Source organism: Kitasatospora sp. NPDC015120, assembly GCF_043080305.1.
Lineage (GTDB): Bacteria > Actinomycetota > Actinomycetes > Streptomycetales > Streptomycetaceae > Kitasatospora.
Genome location: NZ_JBIBVJ010000003.1, coordinates 366,914 through 383,939 on the forward strand (window position 1 = coordinate 366,914; position 17,026 = coordinate 383,939).

Annotated in this window: 13 protein-coding genes; 5 read left to right on the top strand and 8 right to left on the bottom strand. The window is 76.3% G+C overall.

What is annotated here, in order from left to right:
• Window positions 1–145 precede the first annotated feature (145 nt).
• The 3 genes from ACF1AK_RS10405 to ACF1AK_RS10415 form a co-directional block, all read right to left on the bottom strand.
• Window positions 146–4,039, bottom strand: a complete 3,894-nt coding sequence (locus ACF1AK_RS10405; RefSeq protein ID WP_391498339.1) for a phosphodiester glycosidase family protein — start codon at window positions 4,037–4,039, stop codon at window positions 146–148.
• A 546-nt stretch (window positions 4,040–4,585) separates the two neighbouring features.
• Window positions 4,586–5,254 (bottom strand): AAA family ATPase, encoded by a 669-nt coding sequence (locus ACF1AK_RS10410; RefSeq protein WP_391498340.1) that lies wholly within the window; start codon window positions 5,252–5,254, stop codon window positions 4,586–4,588.
• 32 nt (window positions 5,255–5,286) lie between these two features.
• Complete coding sequence (locus ACF1AK_RS10415) at window positions 5,287–5,889, bottom strand: MarR family winged helix-turn-helix transcriptional regulator (RefSeq protein ID WP_391498341.1); 603 nt, start codon at window positions 5,887–5,889, stop codon at window positions 5,287–5,289.
• A gap of 47 nt (window positions 5,890–5,936) precedes the next feature.
• Here ACF1AK_RS10415 and ACF1AK_RS10420 point away from each other — a divergent pair, with 47 nt between their 5' ends.
• Window positions 5,937–6,887: an EamA family transporter gene (locus tag ACF1AK_RS10420; protein WP_391498342.1), complete on the top strand. Its 951-nt coding sequence runs from the start codon at window positions 5,937–5,939 to the stop codon at window positions 6,885–6,887.
• 10 nt (window positions 6,888–6,897) lie between these two features.
• Here ACF1AK_RS10420 and ACF1AK_RS10425 read toward each other — a convergent pair whose 3' ends face one another.
• Complete coding sequence (locus ACF1AK_RS10425) at window positions 6,898–8,166, bottom strand: aminotransferase class V-fold PLP-dependent enzyme (RefSeq protein WP_391498343.1); 1,269 nt, start codon at window positions 8,164–8,166, stop codon at window positions 6,898–6,900.
• A 449-nt stretch (window positions 8,167–8,615) separates the two neighbouring features.
• Here ACF1AK_RS10425 and fusA point away from each other — a divergent pair, with 449 nt between their 5' ends.
• Entirely contained in the window at window positions 8,616–10,688 is a 2,073-nt protein-coding gene (gene fusA / locus ACF1AK_RS10430; RefSeq protein WP_391498344.1) for an elongation factor G, read from the top strand.
• A 55-nt stretch (window positions 10,689–10,743) separates the two neighbouring features.
• Here fusA and ACF1AK_RS10435 read toward each other — a convergent pair whose 3' ends face one another.
• The gene (locus ACF1AK_RS10435) at window positions 10,744–11,322 is read right to left on the bottom strand and encodes a putative glycolipid-binding domain-containing protein (RefSeq protein WP_391498345.1); all 579 of its coding nucleotides are present in this window, start codon (window positions 11,320–11,322) and stop codon (window positions 10,744–10,746) included.
• Window positions 11,323–11,977: 655 nt separating this feature from the next.
• On the opposite strand from ACF1AK_RS10435, the gene ACF1AK_RS10440 reads away from it, so the two are divergent.
• Together ACF1AK_RS10440 and ACF1AK_RS10445 are read left to right on the top strand one after the other, a co-directional pair.
• Entirely contained in the window at window positions 11,978–12,877 is a 900-nt protein-coding gene (locus ACF1AK_RS10440) for a neutral zinc metallopeptidase (protein WP_391498346.1), read from the top strand.
• Between the two features lie 123 nt (window positions 12,878–13,000).
• A complete protein-coding gene (locus ACF1AK_RS10445) occupies window positions 13,001–13,366 on the top strand; it encodes a hypothetical protein (protein WP_391498347.1) in 366 nt (121 codons plus the stop codon).
• A 524-nt stretch (window positions 13,367–13,890) separates the two neighbouring features.
• Here the strand turns inward: ACF1AK_RS10445 and ACF1AK_RS10450 are convergent.
• Both ACF1AK_RS10450 and ACF1AK_RS10455 read right to left on the bottom strand, forming a co-directional pair.
• On the bottom strand, window positions 13,891–14,529 hold the full coding sequence (locus tag ACF1AK_RS10450; protein WP_391498348.1) for an NAD(P)-dependent oxidoreductase: 639 nt from the start codon (window positions 14,527–14,529) through the stop codon (window positions 13,891–13,893).
• A gap of 65 nt (window positions 14,530–14,594) precedes the next feature.
• A complete protein-coding gene (locus tag ACF1AK_RS10455) occupies window positions 14,595–15,521 on the bottom strand; it encodes an EamA family transporter (protein ID WP_391498349.1) in 927 nt (308 codons plus the stop codon).
• A 98-nt stretch (window positions 15,522–15,619) separates the two neighbouring features.
• Here ACF1AK_RS10455 and ACF1AK_RS10460 point away from each other — a divergent pair, with 98 nt between their 5' ends.
• Complete coding sequence (locus ACF1AK_RS10460; RefSeq protein ID WP_391498350.1) at window positions 15,620–16,126, top strand: MarR family winged helix-turn-helix transcriptional regulator; 507 nt, start codon at window positions 15,620–15,622, stop codon at window positions 16,124–16,126.
• 25 nt (window positions 16,127–16,151) lie between these two features.
• On the opposite strand, the gene ACF1AK_RS10465 is transcribed toward ACF1AK_RS10460, so the two are convergent.
• The gene (locus ACF1AK_RS10465; RefSeq protein ID WP_391498351.1) at window positions 16,152–17,009 is read right to left on the bottom strand and encodes a methyltransferase domain-containing protein; all 858 of its coding nucleotides are present in this window, start codon (window positions 17,007–17,009) and stop codon (window positions 16,152–16,154) included.
• Window positions 17,010–17,026 lie beyond the last annotated feature (17 nt).

Here is a 17,026-nt window from a genome sequence, read left to right on the forward strand (position 1 = left end):
GGGGGGGGGGGGGGGGGGGGGGGGGGGGGGGGGGGGGGGGGGGGCCGCCCCGGGGGGGGGGGGGGGGGCGGGGGGCCCCGGGGCCCCCCCCCCCCCGGGGGGGGGGGGCCCCCACGGGCCAGGGGTCAGGAGGGGGCCGGCAGCGTCACAGGGCGCTGCACTGACCGCCCTTCGGACCGCTCACGGTGTTGCCCTGGCCGCCGTTGCCGGGGGCCGGGGTGTTGCCGGCGCAGTCCAGCGGACCGCGCACCGTGCTGCCGGCGACCGCGGTGCCGCCGGTGTTGAGCGCCAGGTGGGCCGGGCCCTCGACGGTCGACCAGAGCAGGGCGACCTGCCCGGTGGAGCCGCTCACCGAGACCGGGCCGGACACCTGGCTGTCGGTCAGCACGAAGGCCGCCGCGCCGCGGGCCGAGACCGGGCCCTTGAAGGTCGTGCCGTGGGCGACCAGCGCCGCGCCCGGCTGGACCAGCACCGGGCCGGTGACCGTGGCGCCGTCCAGGCAGGTGACGCCGGAGGTGACGGCGAGCTTCTTCTGCGGGCCGCGCAGCGTGGTGGTGCACGCCGGGACGGAGCCGACGGTGAGCGCCCGCTCCGCCGTCACGCCGCCGACGGTGACGGTGAGCGTCGCGCTGCCCGGGCGCAGGCCGGTGAGGGTGCGGGTGGCCGGGTCGTACGCGGCGACGGCGCCGCGCGGAGCCTTGGCCGCCGGTCCGATGTGCACGCCCTGCCCGCCCCACCGGGCGGTGACCGGCCAGGCGACCGGCACGGTGCGCTCGCCGTCCTGGGTGAAGGTGGCGTCGACCGGCGCGGAGTCCAGCAGCCCGAGCGTCGCGGGCGCGGTCAGCTGCACCGCGTCGGCGCGGGCCCGCACCTCGGCGCGCAGCCAGGCCGAGGCGTCGTCCGGCACCGCGTACGGGTCGGTGACCTTGCCGGCCGCCGGGTTGATGCCGAGCATCGTCCAGCCGGTGAAGCCGCCGCGGTCCGGCTCGGCGGCCGGGCCCTTGCCGGAGTTGCCGTTGATCAGGTACGGGACGCCGTCGACGCTGCTCGCGTGGAAGGCCCCGACGTGGCCGCTGACCATGGCGGCGGACTTGCCGCCCGCGCGGAAGCCGGCCAGCCACTGCTCGACCAGGGCGGCCTCCTTGCGGTCGCCGAGCCGGCTGCCCTGGTCGGGCAGCGGGTCGCGGGTCGGGTGGTGGTCGAACAGCAGCAGGCCGGTGACGGACGGGTCCGCGGCGGCCTCGTCCAGGGTGGTGCGCAGCTTGGCGATCTGGTCGAAGCCACTGGCCCGGAAGGAGCCGAGCGCGCTGTTCAGGGTGATGAAGCGGGTGCCCTTGACGTCGAACACCTCGCTGGTCGCGCCGAACGCGGCCGTGAAGTTGTCGATGGTGCCGGGGCCCATCACCTCGTGGTTGCCGGGCACGTAGTGCCAGGGGATGCTGCGCCCGGTGAGCTGGTCGAACTCGTCCAGCACCGTGCGGGCGAGGGCGAAGTCGGCCGGGCTCGCCTCGTCGACCAGGTCGCCGGCGATGACCAGCAGGTCGGGCTTGGCGGCGGCGATGTCGCGCAGCGTGCGGCGGGCGGCCTGCACGATGTCGCTCTCCGGGGCGCGGGCGATGAACTGGGCGTCCGACATCACCGCGACCCGCAGCGGCCTGCCGTCGACGGTGCCGTGGGTGAGCACCACCGGGTCGGTGACCTTCGGGCGCACCGGCAGTTCGACGTCCGGTGCCACCTTGGCCCGCAGGTCGGCCAGGGTGAGCGCACCGGTGTAGGAGCGGGCGGCGCTGGTCTCCATCAGCCGGAAGCGCTGGAAGGTCAGCGGGTACTGCACACCGGCCGGGATCGGGAACTCGACCTTCTGCCAGCCGGTCCAGGTGACCATCGGCGCGTCCAGGTTGGCGGTGACGCCCGCGGCGGTCCGGTACTGGATGCGCGGCCAGGCGCCGTGGCCGTCGCCCTCGATCCACATCGTGAGCGAGCGCGGCTGGCCGGGCAGCACGATGCCTTCGGGGGCGATGGCGTACTGCCCGCGGGTGCCGGTCGACTGGGTGAAGTCGTAGCTCAGGCGCAGGCCCTTGCCGCCGTCGTGGCCGGGGGCCGGGGCGACGCCGCCGCCGGGCGCGCGGTCGTTGCCGGACTTCCAGGCGGCCGCGTCGGAGAAGTCGGCGAACGGCTTCTCGGCCAGGCCGACGGTGACGGCGACGGCGCTCTCCAGACCGCCCACGGTCAGCTTGAGGGTGGCGGAGGTGCCGTCGGCGAGCGCCTTGAGGGCGATCGAGCCGTCGTCGGCGGCGGAGGTCTCGACCACCCCCGCGCCGCCGGTGACGGTGATGTCCGCGGCCTCGACCGGGGCGGCGTGGCCCTGGGCGTCGTAGCCGGTGACGGCGATCTTCGCGGTGGCGCCGGCGCTCTCCAGGCCGATCGGGTCGGTGCCGGCGGTGATCCGCACCGGCGCGCCGAGCACGGTCAGCGGCAGGGTGGCGGTCTCGGCGCCGTCGGCCGCGGCGGTGACGGCGGCCGCTCCGGAGGTGCGGCCGGTGACGACGGCCCCGGTGCCCCGGCCGGACACCTCGACGGCGCCGGAGCCGCCGTTCCCGGCGGCCGCCCAGCGGACCGCCGGGGTGCTGCCGGTCACCGGGCCGAAGGTCTCGTCGTGCGGCAGCGCGCGGACCGTGCGGTGCAGGCCGGGGAAGACCCGGCTCGCGGTGTCCACACCCTCCGCCGGGCGCACCCGGAAGCCCTTGACCCGGCCGGACCCCGGTGCGGAGAACAGGCCGAGCCCGTTGGCGACGGCGCGCTCCCCGCCGTTGTCGGACGGGCTGCTGACGGTGCCGGCCCGGGCGGCGCCGGGCAGCCGGGCGGCCATCGCGGCCGAGCCGCCGCCGTCCATGTTGAGCGCGTTGCGCGCCCCCAGGTCGCGCATCAGCATCGCGAGGTCGGGCAGGCTGATGCCGGGGCTGTCGGCCTGCCGGCCGTCGATCGTGACCAGGTACATCCGCTTGTTGTCGGCGGAGAAGCCGACGGCGGTGCGGGCGTTGAGCTCGTTGCCGTCGTTCTCGCCGGGCCGCATGGCGACGCCGTCGCGGACCAGCACCTGGTAGCCGCCGACCGCCACCGCGACCTCGCCGAAGGAGGCGCGCGGCCGGTAGCCGGTGGACACCTGGTCGCCGGGCTTGAGGTCGCGCAGCGCGCGGGCGCCGGCCTCCCGGCCGACCAGCACGGTGACGCCCTCGGGCACCGCTGCGCCCAGGTGGTCGCGGACGGCGGTGACCCGGCCGTCGCGCAGTTCGACCTCGGTGACCTCGGCCGAGCCGCCGGCCACCTTGGCGCGCGAGGCGGGGCCCCAGGCGGGGGTGAACAGGCCGACGCCGTCGGCGGGCAGGCCGTAGGTGTTGACGCCGTTGAGGGTCAGCTCGCGGCCGCCGGGCAGGGCGGCGTGGCCCTCCAGGAACACCTCGGCCATCCGGGCCAGGCCGTCGGCGCCGACGGTCACGGCCTGGTTCCAGCCCTCGATGGGAGCGTGGACCAGACCGCCCTCGCGCGAGACGCCGACGCCGAGCGGCGCCTCCGAGGCGTTCATGTCGAAGTAGTCGCCGTTGATGGCGGCGACCGCGCCGGCGCCCCGGGCCATGTCGGTGACGGTCTGGCGGGTCGTCACCTGGCCGGAGGAGAGGTAGTCGACGCTCAGGCCTTCGGTGGCGAGGTCGGCGACCAGGACCTTGCCGCGGATCCAGCCGGTCTTCCCGAGCCGGTCGAAGTCGGTCATGGTCAGCCCCGGGGCGATCGGGGTGACCTCGCGCCGGGTGACGACGGACTCGCCGGGGCGGTCGAGCACGAGACCGGGGTCGGCGGCGGTGCCGCCGGCGCCGGGTGCGCCGGGTGCGCCGGGCGCGGCCCAGGCGGTGGCGGGGGCGAGGGCGGGCAGTCCGGCGGCGACGAGCGCGCAGAGCGCGACCGCCGCGGCGGAGCGCCGGCGGCGGCGCGGGGCGGGCGGGGTGACGGGGGCGGTCGTCGTGGGGGTGACGGGCGGTGACATCGGTGGTTCAGCTCCTCGTACTGCGACGGGACGTGCGTGCCGCCGGTGCGAGCGCAGGACGCGGTCGGCGGCATGGGGCGCCGCGGAACGGCGCGGCCCGGGTGCATGATCACCAGGCCGACGGCAGTCAATCGTCCACGAAAGACCGTCACACCACGTGATGGTGAACCGTCCTGTGCGGCCGTGCGAACAAAAGCCCCATCTGTCGCGGGAACATGACACAACGACCGGTCCCGGCAAGGGCGATGGGGATCGCGATTTCCCGTCCTGCTGCGGAACGCGGAATGCGGAATGCGGAATGCGGAACGCGGGACGCTCCGGGGGCGCACAGTGGAGCCCGCACGACCCGGTCCACCTCAACGCGCCCCATCGGAGGGGAACGCCATGAGCATCCGCACCGCGGCCGCGGCCTCGCCGCCACCGCCGCCACCACTGTCCTCGCCGTCCCGGTCCTCGCCGCCGTCCCGGCCCCGGCCGCGTCCGCGTCGTCAACCAGGTGGTCCACGGACCCACCCGCTCAGGCGGGGTCCGGTCCTACGCCTACGCCTACGGCAGCGACGTCGGCTCGGCCTTCCGCGGCGGCTGCTCGCTGATCCGACCGCCGGGGGCGCCGTCCGCGTTCAGGGCGCGCTCCATCCGCTCGGCGAGCGTCGGCCACGGGCGGCAGTCGACCACCGGCAGGGCGTGCCGGCGGGCCCCGGCGGCGAGCCAGTGCGAGTACCGGGCGCTGACCTCGGCGCGGTCCGTCTGCAGGCCGTCCTCCGGCTCGCGGGCCGCGTAGTTGGCGGCGATCCGGTCGGCGTCGCCCTCGTGCAGGAAGACCGCCCGGACCTCCCGCCCCGCCGCCCGCCCCAGTGCGACCGCCCGGGCGCAGGCGGCCGGGGTGAGGTAGTCGCCCTCGACGACGGCGGGGACCGGAACGGTCAGCCGGTTGCGCACCACACCGATCAGCGCCGGCTCCAGTGCCTCGGCGGTGGCGATCTGGAGCTCCAGCACGCGCCCGGGCGTCCGCTCCCGCGCCGGGGCGGCGCCGTCGGTGAAGTGGTGCAGCCCCGGGTGCTGCGCGGGGGTGGTCAGCTCCTGGACGGCGGCGACCACGTCGTCGAACTCGACGACGAAGGCGCCGGTCCCGGCCGCGAGGCGGGCGGCGGCCAGGCTCTTGCCGACGCCGGAGGCGCCGCCGATGAGGAGGAGGTCCCAGGTCCGATTCGTCATCCGGCGACGCTATCGCGGGGGATCCGGTCGGATCATCCGGATTTCGCCGAGGGACCCTGCGCGTGGTCCAGGCGCTGCTGCCAGGTCGTCAGCAGGCCCTCCAGCACGGCCGCCTCCTCGGGGCTGAGCAGGCCCAGCAACCGGTGCTCGTTGCGCATGTGGGCGGTGAAGGCCTCGTCGAACAGCCGGCGGCCCGCCTCGGTGAGGGCGACCACCCGGCCGCGCCCGTCCGCCTCGCTGCGCCGGCGGGTGACCAGGCCCGCCCGCTCCAGCCGGTCGATCCGCTTGGTCATCGCCCCGGTGGTGACCATGGTGCGGGCCGCCAGCTCGCCGGGGGCCCGCTCGAAGGGCGCGCCCGCCCGGCGCAGCGCGGCCAGCACGTCGAACTCGCCCTCGCCCAGCCCGTAGCGCCCGTAGACCAGGCAGAGCTCCTCGGTGAGCCGGCCGGCCAGCCGGTGCAGCCGGCCGATCACCGCCTGGGGCGAGACGTCGAGGTCGGGCCGCTCGCGGCGCCACTCGGCCTGGATGAGGGCGACGTGGTCGGGGGGCGGATCCGTCGGGTTCCGGCCGCCGCGGTCGTGGTCCGTGCTGCTGTGCTCCGGGCCGCCGCCGTGCACCGTGTCGCTGCGTTCCATGCCGCCATCGTAGCCCGGTAGCTTCCTGGGAAGTTATATTGTCTTCCATGGAAGCCAGTTTTCGGTGGATCCTGCTGACCGCCGTGGCACCCGTGGCCTGGGGCGCCAACTACTACGTCACCCGCGAGTTCCTCCCGGCCGGCCGGCCGCTCTGGGGCGCCGCCCTGCGGGCCCTGCCCGCCGGCCTGCTCCTGCTGGCACTGCGTCCGCGCCGGCCGCGCGGAGCCTGGTGGTGGCGCTCGGCGCTGCTCGGGCTGCTCAACACCGCGGGATTCTTCGTCCTGCTCTACATCGCCTCGCAGTCGCTGGCCACCAGCGTGGCCGCCACGGTGATGGCGGCCTCGCCGCTCGCCATGCTGCTGCTCGCCTGGATGCTGACCGCCACCCGCCCCGCCCGGGCCCACCTGCTCGGCGCACTGGTGGGCCTGGGCGGGGTCGGGCTGATGCTGCTGACCCGGGCCGAACCGGTCAGCCCGCCCGGCCTGGCCGCCTCGGCGGCGGCGATGCTCGTCTCCTCGCTCGGCTACGTGCTCGCCGGCCGCTGGCGGGACGGCGCGGACGTGCTCGCCACCACCGCCTGGCAGCTGGTGGCCGGCGGCCTGGTGCTGCTGCCCCTGGCCGCCGCCGTCGAGGGCCCGCCCGCGGCGCCCACCGGGCGGGAGCTGCTCGCCTTCGGCTATGTCGCGGTGGTGGCGACCGCGCTGGCCTTCACGGCCTGGTTCGCCGGTCTGCGGCGCCTGCCGCCCGGGACGGTCGGCCTGGTCGGGCTGCTCAATCCGCTGACCGGCGTCCTGCTGGGCACCGCGCTGGCAGGCGAGGGCCTCGGCCCGCCGCAGGTCGCGGGCCTGCTGCTGGTCCTGGCCGGTGTCGCCCTCGGCCGGCCCGCCCGGCCCGGCCGGGGCGCCGCCGGGGAGGGGGCGGCGGGGGCGGCGGGGGATGCGGGGGCGGTGGGGGCCCGGGTGCGGAGGGCCGTTGCGATGCCGTCCCGGCGGAGGTGAGGCCGGCCGTTCACGCCCGGCCGCCGCGGACCAGCCGGGCGACGGTGTCGGCCACCTCGTCGACCTCGTCCTCGGTGTTGTAGTAGTGCGGCGACAGCCGCAGGCACCAGGCGACGTCCTTGTCCTCGAAGTCGAACTGCGCGTACTCGCGGAAGTTCAGCGAGGAGTTGACGCCCCGGGCGTCCAGGGCCGCCTTGAACGGCTCCGCCTGCCACCCCGCCACCGTCAGGGTCACCAGCGCGGCGGGCGCCGGGCCGCCGTCGAGCAGGCGCACCCCGGGCAGCCCGTCGAGCCGCTCGCGCAGCCGGGCGGCGAGCGCCGGGGTCCGCCGCGCGACCGCGGCCGGGCCGACCCGCAGCGCGTAGCGCACGGCGGCCGCGCAGCCGAGCAGCGTGGCGTACGAGAACTCCCACTCCTCGAAGCGGGCCGCCGTGCCGACCGGCCGGTACTCCCCGGGAGCCGTCCAGCGTGCGCCGTGCAGGTCGATGAACAGCGGCTCGTAGCCGGCCCGCAGCGCCCGCTCGGACACGTACAGGAAGCCCGAACCCCGGGGCCCGCGCAGGAACTTGCGGCCCGTCGCGGTGAGCAGGTCGCAGCCGATCTCCTCGACGTCGACCTCCAGCTGGCCCACCGACTGGCAGGCGTCGACCAGGTAGAGCAGGTCGAGTTCGCGGCAGTGCCGGCCGATCTCGGCGACCGGCTGCACCAGGCCCGAGCTGGTGGGGACGTGGGTGGCGGCCACCAGTCGGGGCCGTTCGGAGCGCATCAGGGCCGCCATCGCCGCGACGTCGACGCCGCTGCCGTCGGGGTGGTCCGGGGCGTGCACCACCCGCACGCCGAAGCGCCGGCGCAGCGAGAGGAAGGCGATCTGGTTGGAGGCGTAGTCGTTGCGGGTGGTGAGGACGGTGTCGCCGGGCCGGAAGTCGATCGCGGAGAGCGCCTTGGCGTAGGCGTGGGTGGCGCTGCCGGCGAAGGCGATGGTGCCCGGGGCGGCGTTGAGCAGCCGGGCCACGGCGGTGTGGAAGCCGGCGACCTCGGCGGCGCGGGCGTCGGCGGCCTCGTACCCGCCGGTGGTGGCCTCCAGGTGCAGGTGGTCGGTCATCGCCTGGAGCACCGGACGGGTCATCAGGCCGGCGCCCGCGTTGTTGAAGTGGATGACGGACTCGCAGCCCGGAGTGTCGGCGCGCAGTGCGGCGATGTCCAACGGGCTTGAGGGCGTGGCGGGTTCGGGCAGCAGTGGTTCGGCGTTCGCGGCGGGGCCGCTGGTGTCGTTTCCCATGTCTGACGGTAACAGTGCGGGCGGTTCGCCGACGATCCTCCGCCGTGGACCGGCCGGGGCGGAAGGGGGCGGCCGGCGCGGGGCGGCCGGGGCGGATGGCCGGGGCGGATGGCCGGGTGGGCCGGGTGGGGAAAACCGGATGACCCGGGCACGGGCGGGTTCCTACACTCGGCACCCAGAGGCGCGCCGCCCGGTTCCGGTGGCGGCGCGCGCCGTGACGAGCCGAGGGAGGACCGGTCGTGCGCCACCGCACCGCTGCCGTCGTCCCCTCGTCCCGGTTCGAGGTGATCCTGGTGTCCTCGCCCCTCCGGTGCCCGCTGCGCGGCCGGCACCGGGTGCGTGCGACGACCTGACGACCGGCCGGAGAGCAGAGCTCTCCGGCGGACGCGCCCTCGTCGCCGCGATCGCGCTGCCCTCTTCTTCCCGAGAGCTTCGAAAGGCACCGGGCCATGCGCAGCACCGACCTCCGTACCACCATCGCCGCCGTCCGCAACCTGGGCATCCTTGCCCACGTGGACGCGGGCAAGACCACCGTCACCGAGCGGATCCTCTACCTGACCGGCGAGACCCACCGGCGCGGCGAGGTCCACGAGGGCACCACCGTCACCGACTGTCACCCGCAGGAGCGCGAACGGGGCATCACCATCTCCGCGGCGGCGGTCAGCTGCGCCTGGGGCGGTTACCGGATCAACCTCGTCGACACCCCGGGCCACGTCGACTTCGCCGACGAGGTCGAGCGCTCGCTGCGGGTGCTGGACGGGGCCGTCGCGGTGTTCGACGCCGTCGCGGGCGTGGAGCCGCAGAGCGAGAGCGTCTGGCGCCAGGCCGACCGGCACGGCGTGCCGCGGATCGCGTTCGTCAACAAGCTGGACCGGGCCGGCGCCGACCTGGACGCCACCGTCGCCTCCATCCGCGAGCGGCTGCACCCGGCCCCGCTGGCCGTCCAGCTGCCCATCGGCCGGGAGTCCGGCTTCACCGGCGTGGTCGACCTGCTGACGATGCGTGCCCTGACCTGGGACGACGGCCCCGGCGGCGACGACCTCCGGCAGGGGCCGGTGCCGGACGGCCTCCGGGCGGAGGCCGGGCGGCGGCGCGCGCTGCTGGAGGAGACGGTGGCCGGGCTCCACCCGGCCGCCCTGGAGGAGTTCGTCGAACACTCGGCGCTCTCCACCGCGACCCTGGCCGCCGCCCTGCGGGACCTCACCCGCAGCGGCGAGGCCGTGGTGGTGCTGTGCGGCTCGGCCTACCGCAACCGCGGGATCGAGCCGCTGCTGGACGCCGTCACCGCCTACCTGCCGTCGCCGCTGGACGTTCCGGCGGTGCGCGGCGCCGGGCGGGCCGGGGAGGAGGAGCGGGCCGCCGACCCCGACGGGCCGCTCGCCGCACTGGTGTTCCGCGTCAACGTCACCGCCTCCGGCCGGCTGACCTGTCTGCGCCTGTACGCGGGCACGCTGCGCAAGGGGGACACCGTGCTGGACGCCGGTACCGGCCGCACCGAGAGGATCGCCCGGATCATGCGGGTGCAGGCCGACCACGTCGAGATGGAGACGGCCGTCGCCGGCGACATCGTCGCGGTGGCGGGCGTCAAGGCCGCCCGCACCGGCGCGACGCTCTGCGCGCCCGGCGCGCCGCTGGTCCTGGAGCCGGCCGTGACGGCGGCGCCGGTGGTGACGGTGGCGGTCGAGGCACGCCGGTCGGCCGACACCGAGCGGCTGGCCCTGGCGCTCGCCCGGCTCGCCGAGGAGGATCCGTCGCTGGTCGTCCGCACCGACCCGGAGACCGGACAGCGGGTGCTGTCCGGGCTGGGCGAACTGCACCTGGAGGTGGCGGTGGAGCGGATCCGCCGCTCCCTCGGCTGCGAGGTGACCGTCGGGCGTCCGCAGGTCGCCCACCGGGAGACCGTGCGGGGCGGGGTCACCGGCCACGTCCACCGGCACGTCAAACAGGACGGCGGCGCCGGCCAGTTCGCCCACGTGGTGCTCGACGTGGCGCCGCTGGACGGTCCGGCCGGGCAGGAGGAGGGGGAGGGTTTCGCGTTCGCGTCCACCGTCACCGGCGGGCGGGTGCCGAAGGAGTACGTCCAGGCGGTCGAGGCGGGCTGCCGGGACGCGCTCGCCGAGGGCCCGCTGGGCGGCCACCCGGTCACCGGCCTGCGGGTCGTCCTGACCGACGGCGCCACCCACCCGAAGGACTCCTCGGAGCTCGCGTTCCGCACCGCCGGGCGGCTGGCGCTGCGCGAGGCCCTGCGGGCCTGCCGGATGGTGCTGCTGGAGCCCGTCGCCGAGGTGACGGTGACCGTGCCGCAGGAGGCGGTGGGCGGCGTGCTCGGTGACCTCGCCGCGCGCCGGGGCCGGGTCCAGGGCTCGGCCCCGCGCGGCGGGACGGCGGTGGTGACGGCGGTCGTGCCGGTCGCCGAGCTGTTCGGCTACGCGACGGCCCTGCGCAGCCGCACCCGGGGCCGGGGCACGTTCACCACCCGCCCGGCCGGGTACGCCCCGGCACCGGCCGGCGCCGCCCACTAGCGAGCGGCGGGCCAGGCCGGCGGGTCCACCCCGAGGTGGCCCGCCGGCCGACGGCTCAGCCGTGCCGGCGGGCCAGGCCGGGGTAGTCGAGCACCAGGCCGTGCCGGTCGAGGAGCAGATCGCTGAGGAAGCCGCCGGACTCGTACCGGACCCTCGCGGCCGCACCGGCGCCCTCGTCCTCCCCGGCCGGCCCCAGATGGGTGTACCTCTGGCGCGACGGGTGCACCGTCAGGTCGGGCACCCGGACCCACGCCATCAGGAAGTCGTGCCGTCCCGGCTCCCGGTGGAGCCGGTGACGGAGCACCGGCATGGCGTTGGTCAGCGGGGAGAGCCCGAGGTCGCAGTCGAGGGCCCCGTCGAGCTCCGGCCGGTGGCGGCCGTCGACGGTCCAGCGCCCGTCGTCGTTCAGCAGCTCCAGCTCCCGGGTGCCCTCCGCCGAGCAGGCCCGGACTGCGAGCCGCCGGGTGGTCCAGGCCGGGCCGGTGTCGAGCTCGTAGTCGAGCCAGTACGGCGCGGGCACCAGGCCGGCCACGCGCCCGCGGGCGCTCAGGCTGCCGTCGCCGAGTTCGATCCAGGCGGTCTCGACGCCCCGGCTCTCCGAGACCTCCCAGGTGGGGACCAGATGCGTGATCATGGCCGCCACCGTAGCCGCCGGCCCGCCGGTGACCCCGGAGCAGGCCCGCCTCGCGCGCCGTCCGGGGCGACGGGTGGATCGGCCGCCGCCCCGGCCCACGGCGGCCCGCGACGGCGGACACCCGAGCCCCCGTCACCGGCGCGGTCCCGTCCGCCATGCTGTCGCTGCGCCCTTCCACCCCGGGCCGCCGCCCCGCGGTGCGGTGCCGGCGCCGCTGCGGATGGGCGCTCGCGGGTGCTTCCGTTCGCGGTGATCCCTCTCGCCGGCGGGGCGGTGGCAGGGCCCCGGTCGTTCGGTCCAGCACTCGGGGTGCCGGGCTGGGTCCTGTTGTCGGTCGGCGCGCCGGGGTGGCGGCTGTGGCGGGGGTCGCCGGGGGCGCTGTGTTCGTGGTGGGCGGGCCGTCGGTCGGGCGCTCGTGGGTGCTTCGGTTCGCGGCGTTCCGCCCCGCCGCGCGGGGCGGTGGCAGGGGCCGGGTTCGACGTGGGGTGACAGGGTCGCCACGGCCGGTCACGGGGTCGGCCGGCTCGCCGGAAGACGCCCGCTGACCTGCGCGTCCCTGGTCGGCGCCGGCGTGTGGAGCGGCTACCGTGGCCGGGCGGCCGGGACCGGCCGCCCGGGGCCGCGGGCGCCGGTGGCACACGACGGACGGACCGGCATGCAGTTCGACGACCAGGGCGACCTCGACACCTCGCAGGTGGACGACCGGCGCGGCATCCCCGGGGGGAAGGTCGCCATCGGCGGTGGGGCGGCCGGTCTGGTCGCCGTGCTGATCGCGGTGCTCTTCGGCGTCGACCCGAGCATCCTCGGGCTCTCCGACGGCGGCGGGTCGAACGCCGGGGCCGACCGCTCGACCAGCGCGGGGGAGGTCGAGCAGGCCTGCAAGAAGGGCGCCGACGCCAACCGCCGCCAGGACTGCCGGATCGTCGCCGTCACCAACAGCCTCCAGGACTACTGGCGCGGCCAGCTGCCGCGCTCCGGCGTCGCCTACCGGCCCGCCGAGACGGTCCTGTTCACCGGCCGGGTCTCCACCGCCTGCGGCGCGGCGAGCTCCGCCGTCGGCCCGTTCTACTGCTCCGGCGACCGGCGTGCCTACTTCGACCTCGGCTTCTTCGACGAGCTGTCCACCCGTTTCGGCGCGCGCGGCGGTCCGTTCGCCGAGGCGTACGTCGTCGCCCACGAGTACGGCCACCACATCCAGAACCTGACCGGCGCGATGCAGAAGGTCGGGCAGGACCGACAGGGCCGGGACAGCGCCTCGGTGAAGCTGGAGCTCCAGGCCGACTGCTACGCCGGGGTCTGGGCCCACCACGCCACCACCACCCCGCAGGCCTCCACCGGCCGGCCCCTGATCAGCACCCTCACCGACCAGGACATCGCCCAGGGCCTGGACGCCGCGGCGGCCGTCGGCGACGACCGGATCCAGAAGCAGGCCACCGGCCGGATCGACCCGGACACCTGGACCCACGGCTCCTCCGAGCAGCGCAGGACGTGGTTCACCACCGGCTACCGCACCGGCGATCCGGCCCGCTGCGACACCTTCGCCGCACAGCGCTGACCCCCGGGGCCGGGCCCGCCCCGGCCCCCTGTCATCCGTCAGGGACCGCCGCGGGCGGCGCCTTCCTACGCTGCTGAGCACCGGCCGGACGCAGGCCGGACCAGCACCTGAAGGAGCACCACCATGCGCAAGATCCTGCACGCCGCCGCCGCGCTCGCCCTCGCGGCCGCCGCGGCCACCACGATGGGGACCTCCGGCGCCCGGGCCGCCGACGGCTCCTGGGACGGCTGCCCGTACGGGGCGGTCTGCATCTACCCCCGGGATGCCGACACCAGCCGGCCGCCGACCGATGTCTTCTGGAGCTACGGCGCCCACAACCTCCGCAACCAGTACGGCTCGCACTGGGTGCTCAACAACCAGTCCGGCGGCGCGCACGCCCACCTGTGCACCGGCTCCAACGGCACCGGCTGCGGCGAGGACCTCGCCCCCCAGACGGGTGTCTACGCCGACCTGACGCCGATCAACTCCATCACCCTCGACCGCCCCTGACCGGCTGATCCACCGATCCGCCGAGGGCCCGCCGGTCCTCGGCCCGGGCCGTCCGCCGCGGGGTCCTCCGGGGGGAGGACTCCGCAGCGGACGGCCGCGTCCGCAGCGCGGGGGACACGCCGCGCCGTGCCCGGTGACCGTCACCGGGCGCGAGCCGCGCAGGGCGCGGAAGCGGGGGAGCGGGTCGGGCCCCGGCCCGGCCGGCGCCCCTCGGGCGAGGACGGCGAACAGGGCGCCGAGGGGGACGGCGAACAGGGCGCCGAGCGGGTCGGCGAACAGGGTGGCGAGGCGCCGGCGGAGGACGAGGCGCCGGCGGAGCGCAGGCGGCCGGGGGCCGATCGGGGCGGTGGTGATGATGCGTACGGTCATGCCGTCGATCCTGGCCCGTGGACCGGTCGTGGTCGATCCAGTGGACACCCGTCTTTCCCTGGGCGCCGGAGCTACCCCTGACCGGGCGTCAGCTGCAGGAACGTCCCCCGTCCGGGTGACACCGGAGCGGGGCCGACCTTCCGCCCCGGGGGGTGTCAGTAGCCCACGGTGAAGCGGGTGCGGCGGTGGGCGGGCCGTTCCGCCTCGTCGAGGAGGGCGACGGCGAAGTCCTCCATGGAGATCGCCGAGGTGCCGTCCGGACCGGTGACGAGCTCGTCGAGGCCCAGCCGGTAGCGGCCGGTCCGCTCGCCCGGTTCGAGCAGGGCGGCCGGGCTGAGGTAGGTCCAGTCGACCTCGGCGTCCGCGCGGCAGAGGGCGAGCTGCTCGCCGCAGGCGTCGGCGATCGGGCGCAGGGCGGCGGGGAAGCCGGGGGAGTCCGCGAGGGTCACACCGTTCCCGCCGGGCAGGACGAGGCTGCCGGCGCCGCCGACGACCAGCAGCCGCACGCCGGTTCCGGCCAGGCCCGCCAGCACGCCCTTGGTTGCGGTGGCCAGTTCGTCCTCGCGGCCGGGGGCCGGCCGGGTGGCGGTGACCAGCAGGTCCTGCCCGGCGGCGAGGCGGCGGACGTCGGCGGGGTCGCGGGCGTCACCGGTGGCGGTTCCGACCGTCGCCGGGAACCGGTGCGGGCGGGAGGGGGCGCGCAGGACGGCGGTGACCCGGTGGCCGCGGGCGGCGGCCTCGGCCACGACCCGGCTGCCGACGTTGCCGCTCGCGCCGAACACGGTGATGCGCATGGGGGTTCTCCTGACGGTGGATCGGAAGGGGGAGTGGACTGCCGGGGGCCGGGCGGCCGGACCGGTCAGGCGTTCTGGCGGGTGCGGGCGTCGGCGGGGCCGGCGGCGGGTGACGCGGTGACCACCTTCGACGGGGTGCGCGCCCGCTGGGTCTGCGCGGCGACCAGCGAGCCGAGCACGATCAGCGCACCGAGCGCCTGGACGGGCGCGAGGTCCTGGCCGAGGACGAGCCAGCCGAGGGCGGTGGCGACCACCGGGCTGAGCAGGCCGAGGAAGGTGACCGAGGTGGGCGGCAGGGCGCGGATGCCGCGGAACCAGAGCGCGTACGCGACGGCCGCGCCGATCAGGCTCAGATAGCCGTAGCCGAGCAGGTTGGCGCCGGTGAGGTGGGACGGCGGCGGCCCCTCGACCAGCAGGGCGACCGGCAGGAGCAGCAGTCCGCCCGCGGTGAGCTGCCAGCCGGTGGTGGCGAGCAGCGGGGCCGGCGAGGTCCAGCGCTTGGAGAGGACGACACCGGTCGCCATCACCACCGCGCCGCCGAGCGCGGCGGCGATGCCGAGGGCGTCCAGCTGGGCGTCGGCGCGCAGGACGAGCAGGCTGACGCCGGCCACGCCGGCGATGCCGGAGAGGAGGGTGCGCAGGGAGAGGCGGTCGCCGAGCAGGGCGGCCGAGAGGCCGGCGGCGATCAGCGGCTGGACGGCGCCGACGGTGGCGGCGACCCCGCCCGGCAGGCGGTAGGCGGCGACGAACAGCAGGGCGAAGAAGACGCCGATGTTGAGCGCGCCGAGGACGAGCGAGCGCCACCACCAGCTTCCCTTCGGCAGGCGGCGGGTGAACGCGATGAGGAGCAGTCCGGCGGGCAGGGCGCGCAGGACCCCGGCGAGCAGCGGGCGCCCGGGCGGCAGCAGCTCGGTGGTGACCAGGTAGGTCGAGCCCCAGAGGGCGGGGGCGAGGGCGGTGATCAGCACGAGGGCGAGTCGATTCCTTAGCACTAAGCCAATGTATCTCAGTGCTAAGGAATCTGGACAGGGGGTGGGGCGGTGGATGCTGTGAGGTACCTCACCGCTAAGGAATCGTTTAGGGTGGAGTCATGGCAGAACGCGAAGATCATGTGGACCGGGTGGTCCGGCAGTGGGGCGCGGAGCGTCCGGACCTCGACGTCTCCCCCATGGAGGTGCTCGGCCGCCTCAAGCGGCTGACCCGGCTGGTCGACGCCGAGCTGAAGGAGACCTTCGCCCGGCACGACCTCGACTTCGCCTCCTTCGACGTCCTCGCCACCCTGCGCCGCAGCGGACCGCCCTACCGCCTCACCCCGACCGGCCTGATGCGCTCCGCGATGGTCACCTCCGGGGCGATCAGCCAGCGCCTCGACCGGCTGGAGGCGCGCGGCCTGGTCACCCGCACCCCCAGCGGCTCCGACGGCCGCAGCCGCGACGTCGCCCTCACCGACGAGGGGTACGCCCTGATGGACCGCGCCCTGCCCGACCACCTCGCCACCGAGGAGCGCATCCTGGCCGGGCTGGACGAAGCCCGGACCGCTGCGTTCATCGACGCCCTGCGCGTGGTGCTCCGCACCCTCGGGGACGACTCGGAGTAGCGCGGGCGGCCGGGGGGCGGGCCGCTCAGGGGTTGACCGCGACGGCCTTGAAGAAGGTGTAGTGGAAGGTCCCGCCCGGCTCCGCCGTGCGGCGAAGCTCGGCGACACCGCGGTCGAACTCCTCGGCCGTGGTGAGTCCGGCCGCGACCGCGTCCGCCCGCACCGCCTCGACCATCGCGATGAAGGTGCGCCGGGTGAAGCTCTCGACCAGCGCCGGGCGGGCGCCGTCCGCCGACACCGTGCGCAGGCCCACCGCGACGTCCCGGAAGCCGGCGTCGCCGAGCAGCGGGTACAGCCGCCGGCCGATCAGGGCGTCGCCGCCGCCGTCCGCCTGGAGCCGGACCAGGTGGTCGACGACCCGCTGCGCGGCCCGGCCGAGCGGATGGAAACAGGCCGTGCCGTGGTCGCCCTCGATCACCGTCAGGGTGCCGCCGGGGCGCAGCACCCGGCGCAGCGCGGCCAGCGCCGCCGCCGGATCGGCGAGGTGCTCCAGGACGAAGCAGACGAACACGTGGTCGAAGGAGTCGTCGGGGAAGGGCAGCCGGTGCAGATCGCCGTGGTGCCAGCGGACGTCAGCGCCGGGCGCGTGCGCGGCGACCCGGGCGCGCGCCTTCGCGAGCGAGTCCGCCGAGATGTCGGCGGCCGTCAGCAGCACGCCCGGGCTGGAGTCCAGCAGGTGCACCGTCTGCGCGCCGACGCCGCACCCGGCCTCCAGGACCCGGCTGCCGGGCGGGTAGGCGGTGCCGGTGTGGACGAGGCCGGCCAGCGTGTCGGCCTGGTCGCCGAGGCGCCGGGCCTCGGTGGGGGAGTAGCCGTGGACATAGCCGTGGCCGAGGCCGGTCCCGGCGCGGACTGCGGTGGGCTGCGGGGTGCTCGTGGTCATGACGCCCACCCTCCCGG

Coding starts and splice junctions, on each gene's coding strand:
- ACF1AK_RS10405 (WP_391498339.1), bottom strand. CDS start 4,039: ATGTCACCGCCCGTCACCCCCACGACGACCGCCCCCGTCACCCCGCCC.
- ACF1AK_RS10410 (WP_391498340.1), bottom strand. CDS start 5,254: ATGACGAATCGGACCTGGGACCTCCTCCTCATCGGCGGCGCCTCCGGC.
- ACF1AK_RS10415 (WP_391498341.1), bottom strand. CDS start 5,889: ATGGAACGCAGCGACACGGTGCACGGCGGCGGCCCGGAGCACAGCAGC.
- ACF1AK_RS10420 (WP_391498342.1), top strand. CDS start 5,937: ATGGAAGCCAGTTTTCGGTGGATCCTGCTGACCGCCGTGGCACCCGTG.
- ACF1AK_RS10425 (WP_391498343.1), bottom strand. CDS start 8,166: ATGGGAAACGACACCAGCGGCCCCGCCGCGAACGCCGAACCACTGCTG.
- fusA (WP_391498344.1), top strand. CDS start 8,616: ATGCGCAGCACCGACCTCCGTACCACCATCGCCGCCGTCCGCAACCTG.
- ACF1AK_RS10435 (WP_391498345.1), bottom strand. CDS start 11,322: ATGATCACGCATCTGGTCCCCACCTGGGAGGTCTCGGAGAGCCGGGGC.
- ACF1AK_RS10440 (WP_391498346.1), top strand. CDS start 11,978: ATGCAGTTCGACGACCAGGGCGACCTCGACACCTCGCAGGTGGACGAC.
- ACF1AK_RS10445 (WP_391498347.1), top strand. CDS start 13,001: ATGCGCAAGATCCTGCACGCCGCCGCCGCGCTCGCCCTCGCGGCCGCC.
- ACF1AK_RS10450 (WP_391498348.1), bottom strand. CDS start 14,529: ATGCGCATCACCGTGTTCGGCGCGAGCGGCAACGTCGGCAGCCGGGTC.
- ACF1AK_RS10460 (WP_391498350.1), top strand. CDS start 15,620: ATGGCAGAACGCGAAGATCATGTGGACCGGGTGGTCCGGCAGTGGGGC.
- ACF1AK_RS10465 (WP_391498351.1), bottom strand. CDS start 17,009: ATGACCACGAGCACCCCGCAGCCCACCGCAGTCCGCGCCGGGACCGGC.